Source organism: Pseudomonas sp. G11-1 (genome assembly GCF_024031555.1).
Lineage (GTDB): Bacteria > Pseudomonadota > Gammaproteobacteria > Pseudomonadales > Pseudomonadaceae > Halopseudomonas > Halopseudomonas bauzanensis.
Window position 1 is genome coordinate 214,134 of sequence record NZ_QEYQ01000001.1, and the last position, 24,427, is coordinate 238,560.

At 61.7% G+C, this 24,427-nt stretch carries 22 protein-coding genes; 11 read left to right on the top strand and 11 right to left on the bottom strand.

What is annotated here, in order from left to right; all coding sequences use genetic code 11:
- Positions 1 to 117: 117 nt before the first annotated feature.
- The gene (norR, locus tag DHB74_RS01020) at positions 118 to 1,647 is read right to left on the bottom strand and encodes a nitric oxide reductase transcriptional regulator NorR (RefSeq protein WP_036990100.1); all 1,530 of its coding nucleotides are present in this window, start codon (positions 1,645 to 1,647) and stop codon (positions 118 to 120) included.
- Positions 1,648 to 1,811: 164 nt separating this feature from the next.
- On the opposite strand from norR, the gene DHB74_RS01025 reads away from it, so the two are divergent.
- The gene (locus DHB74_RS01025) at positions 1,812 to 2,351 is read left to right on the top strand and encodes a hemerythrin domain-containing protein (RefSeq protein WP_083392389.1); all 540 of its coding nucleotides are present in this window, start codon (positions 1,812 to 1,814) and stop codon (positions 2,349 to 2,351) included.
- Here the strand turns inward: DHB74_RS01025 and DHB74_RS01030 are convergent.
- A complete protein-coding gene (locus tag DHB74_RS01030) occupies positions 2,346 to 2,780 on the bottom strand; it encodes a hypothetical protein (protein WP_036988890.1) in 435 nt (144 codons plus the stop codon). The two genes, DHB74_RS01025 and DHB74_RS01030, sit on opposite strands and share 6 nt — an antisense overlap.
- 73 nt (positions 2,781 to 2,853) lie before the next feature.
- Between DHB74_RS01030 and DHB74_RS01035 the strand changes: the two genes are divergently transcribed.
- Positions 2,854 to 4,029 carry an NnrS family protein gene (locus DHB74_RS01035; protein WP_074778186.1) on the top strand — a complete coding sequence of 392 codons (1,176 nt, stop codon included), beginning with the start codon at positions 2,854 to 2,856 and terminating at the stop codon, positions 4,027 to 4,029.
- Positions 4,030 to 4,133: 104 nt separating this feature from the next.
- Here DHB74_RS01035 and DHB74_RS01040 read toward each other — a convergent pair whose 3' ends face one another.
- The 4 genes from DHB74_RS01040 to hemN all read right to left on the bottom strand — a co-directional run bounded on the left by DHB74_RS01040 (position 4,134) and on the right by hemN (position 10,460).
- Positions 4,134 to 5,120 (bottom strand): diaminopimelate dehydrogenase, encoded by a 987-nt coding sequence (locus DHB74_RS01040; RefSeq protein WP_136869692.1) that lies wholly within the window; start codon positions 5,118 to 5,120, stop codon positions 4,134 to 4,136.
- A gap of 113 nt (positions 5,121 to 5,233) precedes the next feature.
- Positions 5,234 to 7,879: an AAA family ATPase gene (locus DHB74_RS01045; protein ID WP_136869691.1), complete on the bottom strand. Its 2,646-nt coding sequence runs from the start codon at positions 7,877 to 7,879 to the stop codon at positions 5,234 to 5,236.
- Positions 7,876 to 9,000, bottom strand: a complete 1,125-nt coding sequence (locus DHB74_RS01050) for a metallophosphoesterase family protein (protein WP_136869690.1) — start codon at positions 8,998 to 9,000, stop codon at positions 7,876 to 7,878. Before DHB74_RS01050 ends, DHB74_RS01045 begins: the two co-directional genes overlap by 4 nt.
- Before the next feature lie 77 nt (positions 9,001 to 9,077).
- Positions 9,078 to 10,460: an oxygen-independent coproporphyrinogen III oxidase gene (gene hemN / locus DHB74_RS01055; RefSeq protein WP_499160596.1), complete on the bottom strand. Its 1,383-nt coding sequence runs from the start codon at positions 10,458 to 10,460 to the stop codon at positions 9,078 to 9,080.
- Between the two features lie 182 nt (positions 10,461 to 10,642).
- On the opposite strand from hemN, the gene DHB74_RS01060 reads away from it, so the two are divergent.
- Positions 10,643 to 11,383: a Crp/Fnr family transcriptional regulator gene (locus DHB74_RS01060; RefSeq protein WP_074778178.1), complete on the top strand. Its 741-nt coding sequence runs from the start codon at positions 10,643 to 10,645 to the stop codon at positions 11,381 to 11,383.
- A gap of 6 nt (positions 11,384 to 11,389) precedes the next feature.
- On the top strand, positions 11,390 to 11,743 hold the full coding sequence (locus DHB74_RS01065; RefSeq protein WP_235818233.1) for a YbaN family protein: 354 nt from the start codon (positions 11,390 to 11,392) through the stop codon (positions 11,741 to 11,743).
- A gap of 54 nt (positions 11,744 to 11,797) precedes the next feature.
- Here DHB74_RS01065 and DHB74_RS01070 read toward each other — a convergent pair whose 3' ends face one another.
- Positions 11,798 to 13,513 carry a nitrite reductase gene (locus DHB74_RS01070; protein ID WP_136869688.1) on the bottom strand — a complete coding sequence of 572 codons (1,716 nt, stop codon included), beginning with the start codon at positions 13,511 to 13,513 and terminating at the stop codon, positions 11,798 to 11,800.
- Positions 13,514 to 13,836: 323 nt separating this feature from the next.
- Here DHB74_RS01070 and DHB74_RS01075 point away from each other — a divergent pair, with 323 nt between their 5' ends.
- From DHB74_RS01075 to DHB74_RS01100, 6 genes are all read left to right on the top strand, one after another.
- Entirely contained in the window at positions 13,837 to 14,682 is an 846-nt protein-coding gene (locus DHB74_RS01075; protein WP_280164412.1) for a CbbQ/NirQ/NorQ/GpvN family protein, read from the top strand.
- Positions 14,683 to 14,721: 39 nt separating this feature from the next.
- The gene (locus DHB74_RS01080) at positions 14,722 to 15,168 is read left to right on the top strand and encodes a c-type cytochrome (protein ID WP_036988881.1); all 447 of its coding nucleotides are present in this window, start codon (positions 14,722 to 14,724) and stop codon (positions 15,166 to 15,168) included.
- 38 nt (positions 15,169 to 15,206) lie between these two features.
- Positions 15,207 to 16,610, top strand: a complete 1,404-nt coding sequence (locus DHB74_RS01085; RefSeq protein WP_036988880.1) for a cbb3-type cytochrome c oxidase subunit I — start codon at positions 15,207 to 15,209, stop codon at positions 16,608 to 16,610.
- A gap of 123 nt (positions 16,611 to 16,733) precedes the next feature.
- A complete protein-coding gene (locus DHB74_RS01090) occupies positions 16,734 to 18,578 on the top strand; it encodes a nitric oxide reductase activation protein NorD (RefSeq protein ID WP_280164413.1) in 1,845 nt (614 codons plus the stop codon).
- Positions 18,578 to 19,186 carry a cytochrome c oxidase subunit 3 gene (locus DHB74_RS01095; RefSeq protein ID WP_136869686.1) on the top strand — a complete coding sequence of 203 codons (609 nt, stop codon included), beginning with the start codon at positions 18,578 to 18,580 and terminating at the stop codon, positions 19,184 to 19,186. Before DHB74_RS01090 ends, DHB74_RS01095 begins: the two co-directional genes overlap by 1 nt.
- 11 nt (positions 19,187 to 19,197) lie before the next feature.
- On the top strand, positions 19,198 to 19,440 hold the full coding sequence (locus tag DHB74_RS01100; RefSeq protein WP_499160597.1) for a cytochrome C oxidase subunit IV family protein: 243 nt from the start codon (positions 19,198 to 19,200) through the stop codon (positions 19,438 to 19,440).
- Between the two features lie 167 nt (positions 19,441 to 19,607).
- Here DHB74_RS01100 and ubiT read toward each other — a convergent pair whose 3' ends face one another.
- The 4 genes from ubiT to DHB74_RS01120 form a co-directional block, all read right to left on the bottom strand.
- Positions 19,608 to 20,111 (bottom strand): ubiquinone anaerobic biosynthesis accessory factor UbiT, encoded by a 504-nt coding sequence (gene ubiT, locus DHB74_RS01105; protein ID WP_499160598.1) that lies wholly within the window; start codon positions 20,109 to 20,111, stop codon positions 19,608 to 19,610.
- Positions 20,105 to 20,995 (bottom strand): U32 family peptidase, encoded by an 891-nt coding sequence (locus tag DHB74_RS01110; RefSeq protein WP_499160599.1) that lies wholly within the window; start codon positions 20,993 to 20,995, stop codon positions 20,105 to 20,107. Before DHB74_RS01110 ends, ubiT begins: the two co-directional genes overlap by 7 nt.
- Positions 20,996 to 21,006: 11 nt before the next feature.
- Complete coding sequence (ubiU, locus tag DHB74_RS01115) at positions 21,007 to 22,002, bottom strand: ubiquinone anaerobic biosynthesis protein UbiU (RefSeq protein WP_499160600.1); 996 nt, start codon at positions 22,000 to 22,002, stop codon at positions 21,007 to 21,009.
- A gap of 200 nt (positions 22,003 to 22,202) precedes the next feature.
- Entirely contained in the window at positions 22,203 to 23,462 is a 1,260-nt protein-coding gene (locus DHB74_RS01120; RefSeq protein WP_499160601.1) for an acyl-CoA dehydrogenase family protein, read from the bottom strand.
- A gap of 312 nt (positions 23,463 to 23,774) precedes the next feature.
- Between DHB74_RS01120 and ahpC the strand changes: the two genes are divergently transcribed.
- The gene (ahpC, locus tag DHB74_RS01125; protein ID WP_036988874.1) at positions 23,775 to 24,338 is read left to right on the top strand and encodes an alkyl hydroperoxide reductase subunit C; all 564 of its coding nucleotides are present in this window, start codon (positions 23,775 to 23,777) and stop codon (positions 24,336 to 24,338) included.
- Positions 24,339 to 24,427: the final 89 nt, after the last annotated feature.

Consider the following 24,427-nt stretch of genomic DNA (forward strand, 5'->3'; position numbering starts at 1 on the left):
GGCACCACTCAAATGGGTGATACGAAGCTCGCGATCGCGTCAGGCTACGAGTTTGGAGAACATCCGCGCCGATGGCCTGGAAGACAGGTCCACGCCGGCGCGAACGTTTCAGGCGAGTTACTTCAGCCCCAGCCGCCGCGCCAGCTTGTGCAGGTTGCTGGCATCCAATTCCAGCAGGCGCGCTGCGGCGCTCCAATTGTCATCAACGGCGAGCAGAGCCTGGCGGATCTGCTCGCGCTGGCAGGCTTCCACGCTAATGCGCAACGGTTGGATGTTTCCAGTATCAGCTGTGGCCTGAACATCAGGACTACTCGTGCTGGCATTGCCACCGCCGATGGGAATATCCAGCAGCGCCGCATCCAGCGACAACATGGACTGGCGGGACCCGTTACGCCCCAATGCCTTGATCGCCGCTCGGCTGATGACGTGTTCCAGCTCGCGTACGTTACCCGGCCAGTCATAGGTCAATAGCGCCTGCTCGGCATCCGGAGACAGGCGCAGACTGCGCACCCCGAGGCGGGCGCGGTTGAGTTCGAGGAAATGGCCTGCCAACAGCAACACATCATTGTCCCGATCTCGTAATGGCGGGACCGGTACCGGGTAGACCGAGAGGCGATGATAAAGGTCAGCGCGGAAGTCGCCCTTGGCTACTGAATCGGCCAGGTTGCGGTTGGTGGCAGCGATGATCCGCACATCCACCCGCAGCGGCTGGTCAGCACCCAGGCGCTGAATCTCGCCGTTCTGCAGGGTACGCAGCAGTTTGGCTTGCACATGCAGCGGCAGCTCACCGACTTCATCGAGAAACAGCGTGCCGCCGTTGGCCGCGTCGAAGCGCCCGCCCCGATCACTGCTGGCGCCCGAGAACGCACCTTTAACGTGACCGAACAGCTCGCTTTCCGCCAGAGACTCCGGCAGCGCAGCGCAGTTGACCTGCACCAGCGGTTTGTTCGCCCGTGGTGAGTGGCGGTGCAGCCAGTGGGCGAACAGTTCCTTGCCGACCCCGGTTTCACCGGTGATCAGCACGGTCAGGTCTGAATCTGCCACCACCGCCAACTCGTCCAGCAAGCGTGTTACCGCCGGGCTGTGACCGACGATGCCATGCTGTTGAACACCCGGCAGCGCCCGGTGATCATCGGCGCGAACCATGCGCAGCGCGCGGTTCTCCTGCTCCAGCCGGGTTACCCGCAACAACGCCTCGACCAACGGCAGCAGGCGTAGCAACTTGATCCGGGCGCGCTCGTCAAAGGTGCCGGCCTTGAGCGCATCGAGGGTCAAAGCACCCCAGAGCTCGCCCTCCACATATAGGCTCACTCCCATGCAGTCGTGCACCGGCAGCGGTTCGCCCGGTGACTCATCGAGCAGCCCATCGTAGGGGTCAGGCAAGGTGCTGTCGGACTCGAACCTGGTGATTTCCCGGCGCGACAGCAACGCCGCCAGGCGTGGATGCCGTGCCAGGTCAAAACGCCGGCCCAGGGCGTCCTGCACCAGCCCGACCGCAGCCACCGGCCGCAGGCAATCATCCTCGCGCTGCAACAGCACTACCGCACCGCAGGTAAAGCTTTCGCGCAATACCTGCACCAGGCGTTGCAGACGGACCGCAGCCGGCAACTCTGCCACCAGATCAGGCAAGAGAAAATCTTCAATCATGGTCAGATGCACCCCATATGGTTTGGAGAACCATAACGCAGCAGGGTATAAACAACCAATAAAAATAATTTCCTTTAAAATTCAATCAATTGCGTATGGCATATGTCTTGCTGGGTTAATCGATAGAAGCTGCGGTTGTTCATTCCCCTATCGGAGTAATCAGCATGTCCCACCATTCACCTGACATTTCCACCGCAATCACCGGCTCGGCGGTGGGCGATGACCAGCAAATCTGGGCGCAAGCGCCAACGGATGACCTGATTCACCATATCCTGATCCGCTATCATCAGCGCCACCGTGAGCAGTTGCCGGAACTGATTCGCCTCGCTCGCCGTGTTGAACAGGTGCATGGGGATCACGCGGAATGCCCGAACGGGCTGACTGACCATCTCTCAGATATTCAGCAGGCACTGGAAAGTCATATGTCCAAGGAGGAACAGATCCTGTTCCCCATGCTGCTGCGCGGCGAACACAGCCTATCGCGCGGGCCGATCAGCGTGATGCGTTTCGAGCATGACCAACACGATCAGGCGCTGGACCAGCTGTACGCATTGACCAACGACATCACCGCTCCACCCCACGCTTGTAATACCTGGCAGACGCTTTACCGGGGGTTGGACGAGTTCTGCCGGGACCTGGCCCAGCATATCCAGCTGGAAAACGAAGTACTGTTCGATGGCCCGGCGGCCGGGAAGACGCTATAGGACAAACATGCTCTTGGCGCAGATGACCAGCAGCACGGCATGTACCAGCAGGCTCACATTGATCAGGTGCATGCCCCGCTCGCCGATGTGCTGGCCGCGGCGCAGAAAGATCAGCGCGGCATAATGCCCTATGATCAACAGCGCCAGCAGGATCTTCAGGCTGAGCAGCGTGGCGAAATGGCTGGCAAAGGGATCGGCCAGCACACCGCGATAACGCCACGCCAACGTCAGCCCAGCCCCGTAGAGCACGATGGCAACCACATGAATCACTCGCCGCGCCTGCTGCCCCAGGGCTTGGCTCATGGGGCCACGAACCGACGCGTCCAGACGCCGACCTGCCGGCGCCAGAATCAGTACCTGAAAGAACAGCGTGCCGACAAAAGCCATCGCAGCGAGCAGATGCAGCGTTTTAATCAACAGATATGTCATACAGTTGTTCCAGAAAGAAAGGCGTAGCCTGACACGGCGCGCAACGAGCATAACAAGCAATCAGGAGATTTTCATGCCGAACAGTCGTACCCATCTACCCGCGCTGTTTGCATTGGGTTTTCGCCCTTTGTTTCTCGCGGGCAGCCTGTTTGCCGTTCTCGCCGTGCCGCTGTGGATCGCCGCTTACTTCGGGCACATCGATCTGACACCCGCTGGCGGCTGGCTGGCCTGGCATCGCCATGAAATGGTCTTCGGTTTCGGCGTGGCGATCGTCGCCGGCTTTCTGCTGACCGCAATCCAGGCCTGGACCGGGGTACCGGCCTTGACCGGTATGCCGGTGCTGTTGCTGGCGGCGCTGTGGTTGCTCGCCCGCGTGCTCTGGTTGTTCGGCGCGCCGCTGTGGCTGCTGATCCCGCTGGACGTAGCGTTTCTGCCGCTGGTCGCGGTGGCCATAGGCCGTTCACTGTGGAAGGTGAAGCAGGTGCGCAACTACCCGATCATCCTCATGCTGGGGTTGCTGACCTTCTGCAATCTGTTGGCGCTGATTGGCCTGGAGCGCAATGAGTTCGCCCTGCAGCGCCACGGCGCCGTCGCGGCCCTCTGGTTGATTGCCGGGCTGATGGGCCTGATCGGTGGTCGGGTCATTCCTTTCTTTACCCAGCGCGGGCTGGGCCTTCAGGAACCGGTCGAGGCCTGGCCCCGGCTGGATAACCTGCTGATGGCCGGCAGTATCTTCATCGCCCTGCTCATGCTGAGCGGTATCGGCCTGCGGCCCTCGCTATGGCAGGCGCCCCTCTATCTGCTACTGGGCCTGGGGCATATCGTCCGCCTGCTGCGCTGGCATCATCCGAAGATCTGGACCGTGCCGCTGCTCTGGTCGCTGCATCTGTCCTACGCCTGGCTGGCGCTGGCATTGATTGCCATGGCGCTGTGGCATGGCGGCTGGTTCGGCGGCTTCAGCCAGGCCACCCATTTGCTGGCTATTGGCGGCATGGCCGGAATGATCCTGGCGATGATCTCGCGCGTCAGCCTCGGCCATACCGGCCGGCCTTTGCAGCCAGCCAGGGCCATGAGTCTGGCCTTTATCCTGATCAATCTGGCGGTACCGCTGCGGGTATGGCTGACCATTGCCCTGCCCCAGACCGGGTTCTGGCTGGCGAGTCTGTGCTGGGCGGCGGCGTTTGGTTTGTTCGTCTGGTACTACGCGCCGATTCTGCTGGCGCCGCGGCCGGATGGGCGGCCGGGATAGGCTGGGGTTGTTTGCCCCTCTCCCCAGCTCTCTCCCGCGAGGGGGAGAGAGTAAGCCGTGCGGCTCGAAACGGATTCGCTAGCCTGCGGGGAGAGGGGCCCGGCTCACAGCAATTCCTTACGCAACTCCGCGCCTGACTTGGGCGACAGCAGCCCCGGCGCTACGTCCAGTACTGTCTGCGCACCAATCACGCCGCTCTGATTCAAACGCCAGGTTGCCCGGGCATAGGCAACCAATACCGCTGCGGTGAATTCGGGGTTGCTGCCCAGTTTGAGGGTGTATTCCATGACCTGGGTAGTACCGGCGTCCGAGGTACCGCTGCGGATCACGACGCCGCCGTGGGGCATGGCGGCATGGTCGCGACGCAGCTCCTGCTCGCTGATGAAGTTGACGGTGGTGTCGTAGTCGGCGAAGTAGTGCGGCATGCTGACGATGTTCTGCTCGACTTCCTTCGCATCGGCGCCGTCCGCCAGCACCACGTAGCATTCACGCTTGTGCTTCTCGCGGGTAGCCAACTCCGGTAGCTCGCCGTTGCGCACGCGCTCGATCGCGGCTTCGGCAGGCAGGGTGTACTGCACGCCCGCCTTGACGCCTGGTACCCGGCGCACGGCATCGGAATGCCCCTGGCTCAGACCCTTGCCCCAGAAGGTGTAAGTGGCGCCAACCGGCAGAATGGCTTCACCGTACAGGCGGTTCAGGGAGAACAGTCCCGGATCCCAGCCCACCGAGATCATCGCGGTGTAACCCGCTGGCTTGGCGGCACTATCCATTGCAGCGTGGTATTCGGGGATGGTGGCGTGGGTGTCGAAGCTGTCGACGATGTTGAACATGGCGGCCAGGGCCGGACCCTGTTCGGGCAGGTCGTTCTTCGAGCCGCCGCACAGGATCAGCACATCGATCTGGTCACGAAACTGGGCGATATTGTTCTGGGCATGCACCGGGATGTTGCTGTCGAGCAGTTGCACGTCGGCCGGATTACGGCGGCTGAAGACGCCGACCAGTTCCATGTCCGGACTCTGGGCGATGGCCATTTCCACGCCCTTGCCGAGGTTGCCGTAGCCGGCGATGCCGATTCTGATTTTGCGCTGCATATGAAGACCTGACCCCTTCTCTGTGTGCCAACCCCACCCTGAGTCATGCGGGGTAAAGCGCGAATTATACAGACTGTGACGGCGTTTTCGGCCCTGACGGCCAATGCGTCGCCTCAACCCTCGATGGCAGCGGTCTTGAGCCCTTCCAGCTCGCGCACCGGCACGCCCATGTCCCGCCACTTGTCCGGATGGCAGCTGAACAGCAGCACCTGATGCCGCTGGGCCGCATCAAACAGGATGCGTTTCATCTGCCCCAGCCGGGGTTGATCGCTGTGCACCAGGGCATCATCCAGAATGATCAGTGTCGGGCGGCCGGCTTCACGCAGCAGATCGGCATAGGCCAGCCGGCTGATCAGCCCCATCTGCTCCCGGGCGCCGAAACTCAGTGCCGCGAATTCGCTGGCGTCCTGACCATGGCGCAGCAGGCGGCCGGGCATCAGGTTTTCATCGACCTCCAGCGTTGCCTGGGGAAACAGCAGTTGCAGGTAATGATCCAGATGCTTCTGCAGCGGCGCTTGCAGGCGCCGGGTCAGTTGCTGACGTTTCTCGCTGAGCAGGTCGTGCAGCAGCGCCAGCGCCCGCGTGCGGCGGTCGAGCTGATGGTAGCGGCGATGCTCGCTTTCCAGCTCGGCGGCCAGGGAGGCACGGTGCTCTTCCAGACCATCGGCGCCCTCCCCCTGCAGCCTGCCCTGCAGCGCAAGCAGCTCTTCACGGCGCTGGTTGAAACCCTGTTCCAGTTGTGCGGCGCTGCTGCGGTAGCGCTGGATGTCCTGCTGCAGGATGTCCGGTCGGGCGCTGGCAATACGCGCGGCGCGCTCATTGCTCTGCTGTTCCAGCCGCGCCTCTTCGGCGCGCAGCGTCAGCAGGTTGTCATTGAGCTTGCGCTGCTGTTGCATACGCTGGGGATCATCCAGCCGCGTCTGCAGCAGGCGACATTCTTCTTCGGCGCTGGCCAGATTCTGGCGCAGACCGATAAGTTGCTCGTTGTGCTTGCCGGTGGCTGCTTCACGCTGCTGCAACTGTGCGGCGGCCTGCTGCAGTATCTGCTCGGCCAGGCCGGTATCGACGGCCGCCTCGCCCACCGGCATCTCAAGAGCACCCAGCTCCTGTTCCAGTTCGGCCAGACGCGCAACAACACCGGCCGCGTCCTGCTCCAGCGCCTCGATACCGGCGGGCGCATGACTGGCCAGTAGTTTGCGGTTGGCATGGATAGCGGCGTTCTGGGCCTTGGCAAGCTGCAGTTGCTCCCGCGCCTCATCCAGCGAGCTGACGCGCAACTGCTCCAGCAAGACTTGGAGCTGGTCCCGGGCGTGTTCGGTCTTGCGGGCCAGGGTAGCCAGATCTTGGCCGCCGGGCGTGATGATCAGCTTGCCGATACCGGCAATGTCCAGTTGGGTTTCCTGCAGCAGCAACAACTCATCGCTGCCACTGAGCTGCTGCTGATCCAGGCTGAGCTGCTGACCGGGCAGCAGTTCATAGCGCAGCCGCGTGGCAATGCTCTGCTGGCGAATATCCAGCTCCCGCAGTTGGTTATGCAATTGTTCCAGTTGGGCCAACTGCTGGTCATTGATCCGCACCGCGGCCAGCGCCTGCTGCTGAGTAACCAATTCGTTCTGCAACAGGCGCGCCTGCTCCAGACTGAGCTGCAACTGTTGCTGTTGCTTCAGCAACCGCTGCCGCTCCCGCTCCAGGGTCTCCCGGCGGGCCCACTGGCGCGCCTGACGCTCCTGCTGCTGGGCCTGCTGATAGGCGGCCAGCGCAGCATCCTGCGCAGCCACCAACTCGGCCTGCTGTCCGGCGAGTTGTTCCAGTTGTTGCTGCAGCTGCTGGCATTTGCCCTGGCGTTGCTGCAGGTCCTTGGCCTGCTCCTCATGGCTGCGCAGTTGCTCCAGCACTATCTGCCGATGGCCGCGTACCTGCTCCAAGGCTTGCAAGTCGCGCTGCTGCTCCTCGGTCTGGCGCTGGACTTCGGCATACTTGCGCTCAGCCTCCTGCTGCTGCACGCGCAGCGCCTCCCAGGGCTTGTCAGCTTCATCACCGGCTTGTTGCTGGCGCAGTTCACCCAGGCGGTCGACCTGCTGGCGATAGGCGCCGATGCGCTGATCCAGCGCCTGCAACTCTTCATCCAGCACCGCGATGCGCTCACCGCTGAGTTTGTAATCGCCACGGGGTTTGCCGGTGCCGGTGAGCAGTTCATCCAGTTGGACGCGGACCTGCCTGATAACCTCGTCGCCTCCGCTGCTGGTGACTTCCCCAAGGCTCGCGCCCAATACCGATTTAAGATGATCACCCGCATGGCTGACTGCCTCGTCCAGCTCCTGACCCATGCCCTGCTCGATCCACAGCAGCCCGGGGATACCCCAGTGCTCGGCCTTGCTCGCGCCCCGGGTCGCGACATTGAAGCCAAGCATGGCGGCGAGCTGTTCCTCCGCTTCATCACCATTGAACCGCTGGCCATCGATGGTCAGGTCACAGCGCTTGCGCTGCAGGAAACGCTTGCTCAGTTGCCATTGCCGGTCGGCGTGGGAAAAGCGCAGCTCCACCTCGGGCGCCGCGCCGGAATCGCCCCAGGGCCGCAGGTCGGTGAGCGTGCCGGAGCTGTGCCGTTCGAAGAACGCCGCGCGGATGGCACGCACCAGGGTGCTCTTGCCGGATTCATTGGGTCCGCAGATCAGGTTCAGCCCCGGGCCGAAACCGTCGATGACCAGCGGCTCGCGAAATTGCCGGAACTGACTGATACGCAACTGTTCCAGCTTCATACCGCTGTCCCTCCGGTCTGCCGTTCGCGCAGCAGACCCGCGAGGATCGCGAGTGCCTCCCGGGCGACTTCCGGCTCGTCGGCCTGCTGCATATCGCGCAACTGACCGACCACCTCGTCCAGATAGCCATCGGCCTGCAGCGCCGCGATATCCGCCTCGGTAGGCAGCAGGCGCATGCCATCCAGCTGGCATTCCAGCACCCGGTGCCGCGCTTCTGCGCGGCCCAGGGCCGCTTGCAGCCGCTGCTCGCCCGCCAGATCCAGCTCCCCTTCCAGGGTCAGGCTGATAACACTGCTGCGCTCGATCTGCTCCAGCTCCTCGATCAAGGCATCCAGGTCCGAGGCCACCTGCAGCCGCCGCTGCCATTGCAGCCAGGTGAACTCGCCCATGGCGACAGGTTTTACCTGCGGTGCGGCGCCGGGTGCATCGATCTGCACATCCAGCACCTGCCCGGCGCCATTGCTCTTGAAGCGGTCCTGCTCCGGCGTGCCGCTGTACCAGGTGCGATCGTCGATCTGCCGGCAGCCATGCCAATCACCCAGGGCCAGATAATCCAGGCGCGCGCGCGCGGCGCGCTGCGGGTCGATGGGGTTGGGCGAGTCGATATCCTCGGCGAGAATGCCCTGCACGCTGCCGTGGGCCAGGCCGATTCGCAGCAATTGCGGCGGTGTCGGCGCATGGTCGAACCAATCGGTCAGATCACTGAAGGTCTGGCGCTGGGTCAGCGGTGCCGGGAGAATCGCCAACCCCTGCTCGGCCAGCAGCAGCGGCTCGGCGGTCAGCAGCACATGGACATTATCGGGAATGGCATTCAATCGCCGGGCGCGGCTCCAGATGCTTTCCGCCAACGCGGCATCATGGTTGCCGGGCAGCATGACCCAGGGCCCGCCAAACCCCTGCAGCGCCATGAACAGGCGCCGTACCGTTCGGTCGGAGATGGTCTGGGCATCGAACACATCGCCTGCCACCAATACCGCATCCACGGCCAGCTCGGTGGCCAGGGCGGCAATCCGCTCCACAGTGGTCAACCGCGCCTGGGCCAGCGCGGGGCCGTCTTCCGGGCCGAAGCGGTCGTACTGGCGGCCGATCTGCCAGTCGGCGGTATGCAGAAAGCGGGGCATGTCCTCTCCTCGTCCGGGGCTGATGTCCGGATTGTAAACGCAAGAGGTGCCGAAGGGTGACGCAACACTCCGTTTGCTCAGATTATCTGGGCGTACCGACTCCGATCAGTGACATGCTGATAGGCATCGAACACCATGCATACGCTGGCTATCAATGGCCGGCCTGCCGGCAAGACCTCGATACCCGTCACGTCCAAGCGAATGACGCCGTCGCGGTGCAGTTGCCCCAGCATCCCCTGGCAATCGGCGAAATAGGTCGCGAAGTCGATGCCGAAGCGCTGTTCGATATCCGCATAGCGCAACTGATAAGTGCAGAGCAGGCGGTTGATCACTACCCGCCGTAGCCGATCATCGGCGGAACACTTCAGGCCGCGGTGCAATGCCAACCGGTGTTGCCCCAGGCTTTCCTGGTACAGCTTGATGTCGCCGGTATTGCGACAGTGAAGATCTCCCACCTGACTGATGGCCGAGACGCCCAGCCCGATCAGGTCGCCCTGCTCTCCCGACATATAACCCTGCAGGCCGCGCGCCAGCCGGCCGATCTCCTGGGCGTTGCTGAGACTGTCATCCGGCAGCGCGAACTGACCCATGCCGATATGCCGATAGCCCGCCGCCAGCAACTGGGCGAAGCTTCTGCGGCAGATCTCCAGCCGACTGTCCGAATCGGGCAACTCCGCCAGGCTGATCTTGCGCTGGGGCAGAAACAGGTCCGGCAGGTGGGCATAGTTATACAAGGTCAGCCGATCCGGATGCATCTCGATGACCTTGGTCACGGTACGGGCAAAGGAGTCGGGCGTCTGACCCGGCAGGCCGTAGATCAGGTCGATGTTGACCGAGCGGAAGGCCAATGCCCGCGCTGCGTCCACCACGGCCTGGGTCTGCTCCAGACTTTGCAGGCGGTTGATCGCTCGCTGCACATCCGGATCAAGATCCTGCACCCCAAAACTGATGCGGTTGAAGCCCAGCTCCCGCAGCAGGCCAATGGTCGCCCAGTCCGCCTCCCGCGGGTCGATCTCGATACTGTAGTCAGCGGTGTCATCTTCATGCAGCGTGAAGGCATTACGCAGACGCTCCATCAGCCGGCGCAGGTCGTCATGACCGAGAAAGGTCGGCGTACCGCCGCCCACATGCAGCCGCTCGACCCGCTGGCCGGGACTCAGATGGCGGCTGGTCAGCCTGATCTCGCGCTCCAGGGATTGCAGGTAAGGTTGCGCCCGGCTGCGGTCCTTGGTGATGATCTTGGTGCAGGCGCAGTAATAGCAAATATTGGCGCAGAACGGGATGTGCACATACAAGGACAGCGGTCGGCCGGCAGTACGGCTCTCCTGCAACGCCGTGATCAGATCAGCCGGCAGCACGCCTTCGGCATAATGGGCAGGCGAGGGATAGGCGGTATAACGCGAGCCTGCCTTGTCATAGCGGCGGATCAGGCCGGCGTCCCAACTGACTGAATCGGACATGGATGGGTGCTCCGGTGCGAGGCTTTCTTTATGGCCGCGAGACTACGCCCTTCCGGGGTGCGCCACGTTGACGCATATCAAGAAGACCGGGGATCAATCTTTGCAGGAAAATACTTCCGGGAGGTCTGGCCTGTACAACCGGAAATGCTTAACCTGCAACAAATCACTCAAAGGCGGCAGATATGGCTCTGACTCAGGAACAACGGCAGATGATTCTGAATCATTCGCTGTTTTCTCATTTCAACCCCCAGGCTCAGGAAGAGCTGTTGGCCGATGCCCAGGTACGCGACCACGCCCCGCAAGCGTTGATCCAGCGCCAGGGTGATCCCGCCGAGCGCTTCTATCTGGTGCACTCCGGCAAGGTGAAACTGTTCCGCATTTCCGCCGACGGCAAGGAGAAGGTGGTCGAGATAATTACCCCCGGCAACACCTTTGCCGAGGCGGTGATGTTCATGCAGAAATCGGTATTCCCGGTATGCGCCGAGGCACTGGAGCCGGTGAAGCTGATCGGCTTCTCCAATCGCCTGATGCTCCGGCATCTGGAACAGAACCCGCACACCTGCCTGCACCTGCTCGGCCACATGAGCGTGCGCCTGCATCAGCGTCTGGATGAGCTGGAAAACCTGACCTTGCAGAACGCCACCCAGCGGCTGGCGTTGTATCTGGTCAGCCAGGTCCGCGATCGCGCCAAGGACAGCGCCGAGATCGAGCTGGTGCTGCCCAAGAGCCTGATCGCCGCGCGATTGTCGATCAAGCCAGAGACCTTTTCCCGCGCCATCGCCAATCTGCGCGAGCGAGGGCTGATTGACAGCCGCGCCCGGCATATCAGCATCCCCAGCATTACCAATCTGCTGAATGAGTTTGCCGGCGGCCAGCAGCATATCGAGTACAAGGCAGGTTTAATCGCAACCGACAACAACTAGATGCTGATGAAATTGCTATGGCGCAGTGTCGCTTCGCTGGCGCTGGGACTCGGTGCTCTGGGGGTGTTGCTGCCGGGTTTGCCGACCACGCCCTTTCTGCTGGTGGCGGCCTGGGCCGGCTCGCGGGGCTGGCCGGAGCTGGAAGCACGTTTGCTCAAGCATGAGAAATACGGACCGCTGATTCGCAATTGGCGGGATCACCGCGCTGTGCCCCGCCGGGCCAAATGGTTGGCCAGCGGATTGATGCTCAGCAGTATCCTGATGATCTGGCTGTTGCCAGCGCCGATGATTCTGCGCTGGTTTCTCAGCCTGTTTCTGCCTTGTGTGGCTTTGTGGTTATGGACGCGGCGGGAGAGTTGAAATTGCCGCGTACATGACATGCCCTGGCCGGGAAACCCGGCCAGGGCATAGGGCTCAGTACACGTCGTGCTGAGTGTTGTGCACGTTGAACTTGCCGGTCGGCGTGATCAACCGCTTGTCACGGATCACCTTCTTCAACTCCAGGGTCTTGTCGTCGACCACCACGATAGCCGACTCCTCATCCTGGCCGCTCCACACCGAGAACCAGACCTCATCCCCTGCCTCGTTGTATTCGGGCTGCACCACACGGCGCGAGCCGCTTTCGATACCCGACCATTCGGCAATTGGCAGCACCTTGAAGCCAGCTTCTAGGTTATTGATGTCGAATACCGCAGCCGACTGGGCCACCGCCGCGGTCGGGTTGAAGGTGGTATCCACGTACAAGTTGGTGGATTTCGGGTGAGTCTTGATGAACAACGAACCACCGCCCTGCCCCTTCAACGTATCCACCACCTTCCAGGCCTGCTCGGGGTGGTTCTCGGGATCGGTGCCGATCAGCGAGATGGTGTCATCACCCAGGTGACTGGTGCCCCACACCGGACCGAATTCCGGATGCACGAAGTTGGCCCCCCGGCCGGGGTGCGGGATCTTGCCCACGTCCACGATGGCTGCCAGCTTGCGGTCCTTGGAGTCGATCACCACCACCTTGTCGGAGTTGTTCGCTGCGGTCATGAAGTAGCGGTGGCTGCTGTCCCAACCGCCATCATGCAGGAACTGCGCGGTGCCGATATTGGTGATGCTCATGTTGTCCAGGTCTTCGTAGTTGACCAGCATGACCTGCCCGGTCTCCTTGACGTTGACGATGAACTCGGGATGCTCGTGGGAAGCGATGATCGCTGCCACGCGCGGTTCCGGGTGGTATTCCTGGGTGTCCACCGTCATGCCGCGGGTGGAGACGATTTTCAGCGGCTCCAGGGTTTCGCCGTCCATGATGGTGAATTGCGGCGGCCAGTAATCACCGGCGATCACGTACTTGTCCTCGAAGCCCTCGAACTTGGAGGTTTCCACCGAGCGGGCCTCGATGCCCACCTTGATTTCCGCCACCTTGGTCGGCTCCTTGGCCCACAGGTCGATCATGTCGATCTTGGCGTCGCGGCCGATCACCAGCAGGTAGCGCCCCGAGGCGGACATGCGCGAGATGTGGACCGCGTAACCGGTGTCGATGGTCTTGACGATTTTCTTGCTGTTACCGTCGATCAGGGCAATCTTGCCGTCGTCACGCAGGGTCACCGAGAACAGGTTCGGCAGGTCCAGCTTGTTCAGCTGCCTGGTCGGGCGATCTTCCGGCTTGACCAGCACCTTCCAGCTGTCACGCATGGCGGCCATACCCCACTCCGGCGGAGTCGGCGGCTCGTGCTGGATGTAGTTGGCCATCAGGGTAATCTCTTCCGGCGTCAACTCGCCGGAGGTGCCCCAGTTAGGCATGCCGGCGGGTGAGCCGTAGGAGATCAGCGCCTCAAGGTAGGCCTGGCCGCGCTGCTGGGTGATATCCGGAGTCAGCGGCTTGCCGGTGGCACCTTTGCGCAGTACACCATGGCAACCGGCGCAGCGCTGGAAGTAGATTTCCTTGGCCTTGTCGAAATCGGCTTCGCTCAGATCCGGCGCGCCAGGGGTATGTACCACTCTGGCCAAGGCCGGATCAACGGCGGAAGCTTCGCCCTGGTAGGCTGCAGCTGCCTTTTCCGGGTCCGAGCCCTGGGCGAATGCAGCGGCGGTTATCGTCAGTGCCAATACACTGATTGCAGTGGTCAACGGTTTGGTCATTCTCATGTGCAGTCCTTTCCTGGAAAACATAGTTGGCTAATCAGGTACAGCGGTTGGTCAGTGTCGACGTGAGTGCATCATGGAGGATCCGTGAAACGGAACGTTTGACCTCTGTCAAGAGTTTATGCGTCAAGCTGACGCACACAACAGGGTGCGACATACCATCGCAGGCAAAATCAGGTAATTTAAACCACAAATGGTTTATCAAACCCAATTCAATCTAGGTTATAAAAACCACAAATAAAAATAACCCAGCATTTTCAGCATGTTAGACACTGGCATGATCCTTGATGGAGTAATAGCGAACGCATCTATCCAAGGACTCATCAATGGACGCAACCCGGTTAGACCTCCATCCGCAGCAGCAGTCGGGGCTGTACTACCACGCCAGTGGTGCAGAGGTTGAGCTCTTTGAGCAGGCCGACCGCTTCGGCATGCCGGTGCTGATAAAAGGCCCGACCGGCTGTGGCAAGACCCGCTTCATCCAACACATGGCCGACCGCCTGGGCCGCAAGCTGTATACCGTTGCCTGCCATGACGACCTGACTACCGCCGACCTGGTCGGGCGCCACCTGATCGGCGCCAACGGCACTTTCTGGCAGGACGGCCCGCTCACCCGCGCCGTGCGCGAAGGCGCCATCTGCTATCTGGATGAAGTCATCGAGGCGCGCAAGGACATCACCGTAGTACTGCATCCGCTGGCAGATGACCGGCGCATCCTGCCGCTGGAAGCCACCGGTGAAGAACTGCAGGCCGCACCCGGCTTCATGTTGGTGGTCTCCTACAACCCCGGCTACCGCAACCTGCTCAAGGGTCTCAAGCCCAGTACCCGACAGCGCTTCGTGGCGATGGCCTTCGATTACCCCGAGGCGGTGGCGGAAAGCCGCATCCTGCAGCACGAGTCCGGCCTCGATCCGGCCCAGGCCAATCAGTTGGTCGCCCTGGGCAATGCCCTGCGCCACCTTGGCCAGCATGATCTGGAGGAAGCCCCCTCGACCCGTTTGCTGATCCATACCGGCCGCCTGATCGCCGCCGGCATGGACCCGCGCCAGGCCTGTGAAGCCTGCATGGCACAGCCGCTCACCGATGAGCCCACCGCCCAGGCGGCGATCATGGACATCGTCCGCGTGCACTTTGCCGAACCCGGACAACAACCAACCAGAAGAACCGCCTGACCGGCGAGCATGCAATCCGCATAACCCGAGGAGATCAACATGTCGGAGCGCTTTACCAAGGGCATGGCCCGCAACATCTACTACGGTGGCGGCATGTTTTTCATGCTGCTGTTCATTGGCCTGACGGTAGATACCGTCACGGCGATCCCGGAACGGGAGAACCGTGACCAACTGACCGCCGAAGTCGCCCATGGCAAGGAGCTGTGGGAGCAGAACAACTGCGTCGGTTGCCACTCGTTGATGGGCGAAGGAGCGTACTTCGCGCCGGAGCTGGGCAACGTGTTTCAGCGGCGCGGCATGGATAACGAGGCAGCGTTCAAGGCCTACTTCGGTGCCTGGATGAAGGCCATGCCCACCGGTGTGGAAGGCCGTCGGCAGATGCCCCAGTTCCATCTCAGCGATGAGGAGCTCAATGCCATGGCCGAGTTCCTGATCTGGTCATCGCGCATTGATACCAACGGCTGGCCGCCGAACAAGGAAGGCTGACACCCTGACCACACTCTGACAGCATAAGGAATCACATCATGAAATACGCTTCACAGGCGGTGGCAAAACCCTATTTTGCCTTTGCCATGCTCTTGTTCGTCGGTCAGATCGTGTTCGGCTTGATCCTCGGCACGCAGTACATCATCGGCGATTTCCTGTTTCCGGAAATCCCCTTCAACGTGGCCCGCATGGTGCACACCAACCTGCTGATCGTCTGGTTGCTGTTCGCCTTCATGGGTGCCACCTACTATCTGGTACCGGAGGAAACCCAGACTGAACTCTGGAGTCCCAAGCTCGGCTACGCGCTGTTCTGGATCTTCGCCGCGGCCGGGGTGCTGACCATTCTCGGCTACCTGCTGGTGCCCTACTCGACCCTGGCGGAAATCACCGGGAACAAATACTTCCCGACCATGGGACGCGAGTTCCTCGAACAACCGACCATTACCAAGATCGGCATCGCGGTGGTCTGCGTGGGTTTCATCATCAATATCCTGATGACCGTGCTCAAGGGCCGCAAGACCGTGGTGAACATGGTGTTGCTCACCGGGCTGATCGGTCTGGCGGTGTTCTGGATGTTCTCCTTCTACAACCCGACCTCGCTGGTGATGGACAAGTATTTCTGGTGGTGGGTCGTGCACCTGTGGGTGGAAGGCGTCTGGGAACTGATCCTGGGTGCGATCCTGGCCTTCATTCTGATCAAGACCACCGGTGTCGACCGTGAAGTCGTGGAAAAATGGCTGTACCTGATCATCGCCATGGCCCTGATCTCCGGCATCCTGGGGACCGGTCACCACTACTTCTTCATCGGTGCGCCAGCGTACTGGCTGTGGATCGGCTCGATCTTCTCCGCCATCGAACCGCTGCCCTTCTTCATGATGATGGTGTTCGCCTTCAGCATGCTGAAACAGCGTCGTCGCGAGCATCCGAACAAGGCCGCCGTCACCTGGGCTGTCGGCTGCACCATCATGGCGTTCCTCGGCGCCGGCGTATGGGGCTTCCTGCATACTCTGGCTCCGGTCAACTACTACACCCACGGTACCCAGCTCACGGCAGCCCACGGTCACCTGGCTTTCTTCGGCGCCTACGCGATGATTGCCATGGCCATCATCTCCTACGCCTGGCCGAAACTGCACGGCAATGAATGCAGCAGCCCGCAGGCCCAGCGTCTGGAGATCATGTCTTGCTGGGTAATGAGTCTGAGCATGCTGGCCATCACCCTGCTGCTGACCTGGGCCGGCTGGATCCAGATCGAACTGCAGCGCCTGCCCGAATCAGCTGGAGCCCTCGGTTACATGCAGACCCAGGACGCCATCATGACCGTGTACTGGCTACGCCTGTTCGCTGGCCTCGGCTTTGCCGTCGGCCTGGGCATGTACCTGTACAGCTTCCTCGTGGCCCGCTCCACCCGTGAGGATGCCCCTGCACTGATGAGCGCCGCCTGATCTGAAATACCGGCGTCGGGCACCCGCCCGATGCCGGCTGCAGTACCGCGCTGCTCACCGCAGCGCCCCATTCTTCGATACCGGCCACGGCCGGGATCGACTTCGACCACTGGGAGAAATGCAATGGAAGAAGCCGTAGGTATCCGCTGGCACAAGCTGATCACCCGATTGGCCGGCAATGGCTTTCCCGCAGCGCAGATCCACCTCGATGACGAGGGCCCGCGCCTGGCCATGGTCTTTCGCGCTCTCAGTGGCGACCCGGGGCTGACCATCAAGGCCAGCACCGAACGCAGTATCAATACCTGGCGCCCCCTGGCCCATCGATTGGCCGGTACCGGCCGCCGCCATGCGCTGGCCTGGCGTGAAACCGACGCCTTGCGCGTACCGGAGAGCCTGGCGGTATTCCCCGACAAGCGCATGAACCGCGACCTCTATCTGTGGCTGACCGCCATGGCCAGTCTGGCCGAAAGCGATACCAGCGACGACTGGCTGCAGGCCAACCAGCAGCTGGTTCTCAAGACGCTGGCTGCCTACCCCGGACTGACCTGCCTGTACCAGCGCCTCGCCGAATGCCTGGTCGATATCCGCCGTGCCCAGCGCAAGCTACCCGCCATCCAGGCTGCGCGGGAAGCCGTGCTGCAGGCAGCATTACTGGCACCGGATAATCTGTCCCGGCTGCCCGCCGCCCCGGGCGAACCCTGGCCGGTACCCTTGTGGCTTTATCCGCGCGCCGAAGAAGTCCGGTCGATTCCGTCCGCCGCAAACGATGACGGCAAGGACGGCGAATCCAACGGCAACGGCAAGGTCCGTCAGAGCAAACAGCGCAAGCAGGGCCGTTATATCGACGATCCGAACAAGCGCAATGGCTTGATGATCTTCCGTCTGGAAAGTCTGTTTTCCTGGTCCGAGTTCGTGCCCGTCGATCGCTGCGAGGATGACCAGGATGACGACGATGCCGAGCGCATTGCCGAGGACCTGGATTATCTGACCCTGTCGCGCAACCCCAGCACCAGCGCCTCGCGCATCAAGCTCGACATGGACCTGCCGTCCGCCTCGGAAGATGACATTCCGCTGACCGACGGCTGTCTGTTTCCCGAGTGGGACTGGAAGCAGCAGCAGCTCAAGGACAACCATTGCCGGGTAATTCCCATGTTGCCCCGTAACGCCGAGCCCGCGCCCATGCCGGAACGCCTGGGGGCACTGGCCAACAGCCTGCGGCAACGCTTCGAAGGGCTGCGGCCCCAGCGCGTCTGGGAAAAGCGCCAGCCCAGCGGCACCCTGCTCGACCTGGACGCCTGCCTGCATCACGCAGCGCAAGTGCGCCGTGGCCGAGCCAGTTCACACCCGGCATTGTGGCGTCGGGAAACCGCCCGTCATCGCGACCTGTCCTGCCTGGTGCTGGCCGACCTTTCGCTGTCCACCGAAGCCTGGGCAGACAATACCCATCAGGTGATCGAGGTGATTCGCGACAGCCTGCACCTGCTGGGTGAGGCGCTGGACGCCGGCCAGGATGATTTTGCCATGTACGGCTTCTCATCCCGCCGCCGTGACCATGTGCGCTTCAACCTGATCAAGAACTTTGCCGAACCCTGGGGCGAGGCCATTCACGGTCGGATCAAGGCGCTGAAACCGGGCTACTACACCCGCATGGGTGCGGCTATCCGCCAGGCCACCGACATCCTCAAGGACAAGCCTGCCGAGCAGCGGTTGTTGTTGCTGCTGACCGATGGCAAACCCAATGATCTGGATGTATATGAGGGGCGCTACGGCATGGAAGATACCCGGCAGGCCTTGCTGGAAGCACGGCAGGCCGGCATCCAGCCCTTCTGCGTGACCATCGACCAGCAGGCCGCCGACTACCTGCCCTACCTGTTCGGCCAGCAGCGCTACCAGTTGATTCACCAGGCTGCGGAACTGCCGAGCCTGCTGCCGAAACTCTATCTCTTGCTGACCGGGAGGGCCAACTGATGTCCAGTGCCGAGTCCACTGTCATTGAAGCCGACAAGCAGGTACAAACCCGCCACCTGCCGGGCGATCTGGCAATGTGGTGCTTCATTCTCGCCGAGCTGCTGGCATTCCTGTTGTTACTGGGCAGCATGGCCTTCGCCCGTGGCCACTGGAACGAGATGTTCAGCGCCGGCATCGCCACCCTGCACCCAGAGGCCGGGCTGGTGAATACGCTGATCCTGTTGACCGGCAGCTACTTCGCCGCCAACGCGGTCAAGCGCACCGCAGCTGGCGACCAGCGCGCGCTGAGTCGGGGGTTCGTGTTGGCGGCGCTCTGCGGGCTGGCCTATGTGGCTATCAAGATCACCGAATACGGCATCCTGTTCGGCGACGGCTACAACCTGCGCACCGATACCTTCTACTTCTTCTATTTCTTCACCACCTTCTTTCATATGGCCCATGTGTTGATCGGCATGGCCATCCTGCTGGTGGTCGCCCAGCGCAGCCGCGCAGGCCACTATGCCAACCAGGAGAAAGTGCGCATGGCCGGCGAGTCGGCGGCCAGCTACTGGCATATGGTCGACCTGGTCTGGCTGGTGCTGTTTCCCCTGCTGTACGTCCTGCCCTGATGAGGTACGTCATGAAACATCTGCTGAAATTCGCCCTCGCCGGCCTGTTGCTGCTCACCCTGATCGGCTGGTGGCTCGGTCACAGCTTCGATGGCACCTGGGTGGTCGTCTGCGTGCTGGCACTGACCTTGGTCAAGGGCCAATGGCTGATCGATCAGTTCATGGACCTGCGCAGCGCGCCGCAGTGGCTCCGCTGGACGGTCAGTGGTTGGTTGGTGTTGGTGCTGGGTGCTGCGGCGCTATTCAATATCTGAGCCCGCGCAACGGCCTTTCGGGCTGTTGAGCACCCGCTCGACGACAAGGGTGGGGAGGCGGTGATCTCGCAGGCGTAGCGCCTGATGGATCAGGGCGCTGCATTTCGACAAGCAGCTCGGGCATATATTGCGCCGAGCGATGAGCCACCTTGCGCAACGCCGGGCTTCTAGGCCCGACTGACAGAGGTATGGAGGCCGTCCTGCTCCGCCTTCGCTGCTGCCCCTAACCAGCCAATCAACTGCCACAACCGGGGCGGCATCAGGTCCGAGTCCAGGCTGTCGACCAGGTTCTTGATCGCCAGCCCCAGATCGGTATCGCCCTCGATGATCAACCGGCGGCGGAAGAACAGGGTATCCGGATCCTCCTGCCGGCTGGCCAGCAGCAGAAACTCCTTCCAGTTGCCGCGGATGCACACATCCACCGGTGAGTGTTGTGCCAGGCGCAACCCCTTCCCGGCCCGCGTCAGGCTCCAGGCCAACCCCAGATCAGTGACCTCGATACGCATCCAGCGGCCCTGCAACACATCGAACTCCCCCTCCGCCAGCGGCTGGGAGAACAGCCGCGCCATGGCTTTCTCGATCACCAGTCGCTGCATGAAGAACGGCACATGCCGACTCAAGGGCAACACTGGCTCACCGACGCGCAACAACAATTGTGCGGCATTCAACATAACCCCACCTCCTCGACCCGTAACATACCTGCCTGGCCATGCCAGTAACCATTGCAACCATCCACTGCCAAGGGTGGCTGAACACCCTGGCGCACCGCATCGAACATCTCCACCACCTGCGCCATGTCCCGAGCGCGGGGGCTCAGACGCAAGGCGTCAATGCCCATGCGCTGCATGCGCGGGTACTCGGTCAGCAGATTGGTCGGGGTGGCGGACATGGTCTGGATGCCATTGAGGGTAAATACCGGCTGCCCTTCCTGACTGGTCAACGGCACGCCTTCGGGGTAGTTCTGGCAGATGAAACCGCAATCATCCTTGGGCAGATTCTCGGCCCGGGCAGTGAAGCAGCGCGCGGAATAGGCCAGCGGCAGGTGCCCCCAGGCGAACACTTCGATTTCCGGCAACGCCAGCTGATTCTGCTGCGCCTGCTGCATCAGGGCCGCCAGCAGGTCCGCGGAACACTCCACCGGCGGCACCCAGCGGGTCAGGCCGTTACGGGTCAGTTCTTCCAGGGCGAAGGCGTTATATACGTTCAGCGACGGACCGCCGACGAACTCGGCGCCCTTGCGGCTCAGATAATGCACCGCGGCCATATCGTTGGCCTCGACCTTGATCTCGCCGTTGTCGCACAACCGGCGCAGGCTCGACAGTTCGGACGCCGCCTCGATCAGTGCCAGTCCCGACAGCACCACCTCGGCGCCACTGGCCTCGCGCACATCGCGGGCCAGACCGATCCAGTCATCCAGCGACAAGGCCCGGCGCTTGGAACAGACGGTTTCGCCCAGATAGATCACATCCAGCGGTTGCTCGCTCATGTCGGCGTAGAAATCCATGATCTGCTGGCGTGGCCAGTAGAACAGGATCGGACCCAGGGTCAGTTTCATGTTGTTCACTCCTACTGCCAGGCGCGGTGATAAGCGCCCAGGGTGGTCTGGCTACCTTCGGATACGCCATCGAGTACCCGGCGCCAGCTGTCTTCCACGGCAAAACGCTGCGGGTTGACCTGATAGCTGTCCAGTGCCTTGCGCCAGACGCCGGCCACCTGCTCCACATAGGCAGGGCTGCGCTGGCGACCTTCGATCTTGACCGCCGTGACGCCGATGGCGGCCAACTCGGGAATCAGATCCATGGTGTTCAGGCTGGTCGGCTCTTCCAGCGCATGGAAACGCTTGCCATGAACCATGAAACGGCCCTTGCACAGCGTCGGGTAACCGGCAGCGTCCTCCGGCTGATAACGGTCGATCAGTACCCCACTGAGCCGAGATGTGAGCCCGTCGGGCTCCTCCTGCCAGCGCACCGCACTGGCAGGTGAGCACACCCCGCACAGGTTCGGCGACTCGCCAGTGACGTAGGACGACAGATGACAGCGCCCCTCGGCCATGATGCACAAACTGCCAAAGGCGAAGACTTCCACCGGCACCGGGCTGGAAGCCGCTACCTGCTTCACCTGATTCAGTGACAGCACCCGCGGCAGAACCGTACGGCGAATCCCGTACTGCTCGTGATAGAAGCTCAGCGCTCCGGCATTGGTAGCCGAGCCCTGCACCGACAGATGCAGATTCAGCTTGGGGTAATGCTTGCAGGCATAGGCCATGACGCCGGGATCGCCGACGATCAGCGCATCGACGCCCAGATCTGCGGCCTGGTCCACCGCCCGTTGCCAACGCCGCCAGCCATCCGGCAGCGCATAGGTATTGACTGCGATGTAGAGCTGCCGGCCTTCCTTGCGAACCAGTTCAAGCCCCTGTTGCAGTTGCTTGTCGGTGAAGTTGAGACCGGCGAAGTGGCGGGCGTTGGTATCATCGCGAAACCCGGTATAGACAGCATCGGCACCCTGTCGCACCGCCGCTTTGAGGGCGGGCAGGCTGCCTGCGGGACAGACCAGTTGCATGGGAACTCCCTGTGATCAAAGTCAGCCCGAGACTGTGCGCCGGATGGCGTTAAAGGTCTTTGATCAAGGTCAAGGCAACGGCTCTCTGGGAGGGACGAGCACCAGCTCGTCCATGCGAGGCCAACCGGAGTACTTTGGGTGACGGCTAACTCCGCTCATCAAGCTGGTGCTTGACGTTCCCAGGAGCTCGATGCGACGGCTTATCTGGCCCGCAGCACATCCGCCGGCGTCAGATAATCACTGCTGCTACCCCGACGGTCCTGCCCGTCGTCGATTTCCAGGCGGGCGATGCTGCGCAAATGCACCTCATCAGGGCCATCGGCAATGCGCAGGCAGCGCGAGCTGATCCACAGGTCGGCCAGCGGCGTGTCCGGCGTCAGCCCCATGGCGCCGAAAACCTGCATGGCACGGTCCACCACCTGGTTCAGCATGCCGGGCACCACCGCCTTGATCATGGCGATTTCCTTGCGTGCGCCCCGGGCGCCGACGTTGTCGATCATCCAGGCAGTCTTCAATACCAGGAGCCGCGCCTGTTCGATTTCCATCCGCGAGCGGGCGATCCATTCGGAAATGCTGCCATGCTGGTGCAGGTAACGACCGAAAGTCTTGCGCTCCTGGGCACGGTCCACCATCAACTCCAATGCGAGTTCGGCCATGCCGATGGCACGCATGCAGTGATGCACCCGGCCCGGCCCGAGGCGTGCCTGGGCCATCATGAAACCGTCACCCTCGCCGCCCAGCAAGTTTGCCACAGGCACCCGCACATTACGGAACACCAACTCACTGTGCCCCTCCGGCGCGAGGTGATGCATGACCGGGATGTTGCGCACCAGCTCCACACCGGGGGTATCGAACGGCACGATGACCATGCTCTGTTGGCGTCGCGGCTCGCCCTCCGGGTCAGTCTTGCCCATGACAATGAGGAAGGCACAGTCAGGATGCGAGGCATTGGTAATGAACCACTTGCGGCCGTTGATCACATATTCGTCGCCCTCGCGGCGAATCAGCGTCTGGATATTGCTGGCGTCGGACGAGGCCACATCCGGCTCGGTCATGGCAAAGGCCGAGCGGATTTCGCCATTGAGCAGCGGCTGCAACCAGCGCTCGTTCTGCTCGGGCGTGGCAAACATATGCAACAGCTCCATGTTGCCGGTATCCGGAGCATTGCAGTTGAACACCTCCGAGGCCCAACTGACCCGGCCCATGATTTCCGCCAGAGGTGCGTATTCGAGATTGCTCAGGCCCCTGCCGAGCTCGTCAGCGTGCAGCGACGGGAGAAACAGATTCCACAGGCCCTCTTCCCTGGCCAGGGCCTTCAGATCCGCCATGAAGGACACCGGAAACTGTCCGGCAGCAACATCCCTGTGCCACTGCGCAAGACGCGGTACAATGTGCTGGTCCAGAAAACCACGAACCTGTTGGCGAAGCGCTTCGGTTTCAGCGCTGTAGGCAAAATCCATCCCGTTATCTCCTCATGAAGTGAATCCCGCATTCATTGAACCGACATGCGAGGGGCTTACTCTCAAGGCTAGGAGTTGGATGAAATTCTGGCTATCTTGTATCAGGGGCTGAATCACCATGATTCATACGGTGAATTCTATTAATTGACCTAGATCAATTTAATTGATCCAAGTTGAAATAGCGTCACCCTATCCCCACATAGAGAAAAGCTATCCGGTGCTTAGATTGAATTTATTTTAAGTATCCGTCGAACAGCCCTACTATAGACATCGTTTCCAACCCATCGACAAAAGCTCAACAAGGAGTCTTCAATGTCCGTTATCAATACCGAAATCAAGCCGTTTACCGCTCAGGCGTTCAAGAATGGCGAATTCATCACCGTTTCCGACACCGACGTGAAAGGCAAGTGGGCTGTATTCTTCTTCTATCCGGCTGACTTCACCTTCGTTTGCCCGACTGAGCTGGGTGACGTTGCCGACCATTATGAAGAGCTGCAGAAGCTGGGCGTGGAAGTCTACTCCGTCTCCACCGACACCCACTTCACCCACAAAGCATGGCACGACAGCTCCGAAACCATCGGCAAGATCAAGTACACCATGATCGGCGACCCGACTGGCGTAGTGACTCGCAACTTCGAAAACATGCGTGAAGACATGGGTCTGGCCGACCGCGGTACTTTCATTATCGACCCGGAAGGCATCATCCAGGCTGTTGAAATCACTGCTGAAGGTATCGGCCGTAACGCTGCCGACCTGCTGCGCAAGGTCAAGGCTGCCCAGTACGTTGCCGCCCACCCCGGCGAAGTCTGCCCGGCCAAGTGGGAAGAAGGCGATGCCACTCTGGCTCCCTCGCTGGACCTGGTTGGCAAGATCTAATAGCTGACTGACAACCCGGCCCACCGCGGCGCACTGCGCGCGGTTGGTGGGCCGGGTTTTCTTTACCCAAAATTCACCACTTTTACAGG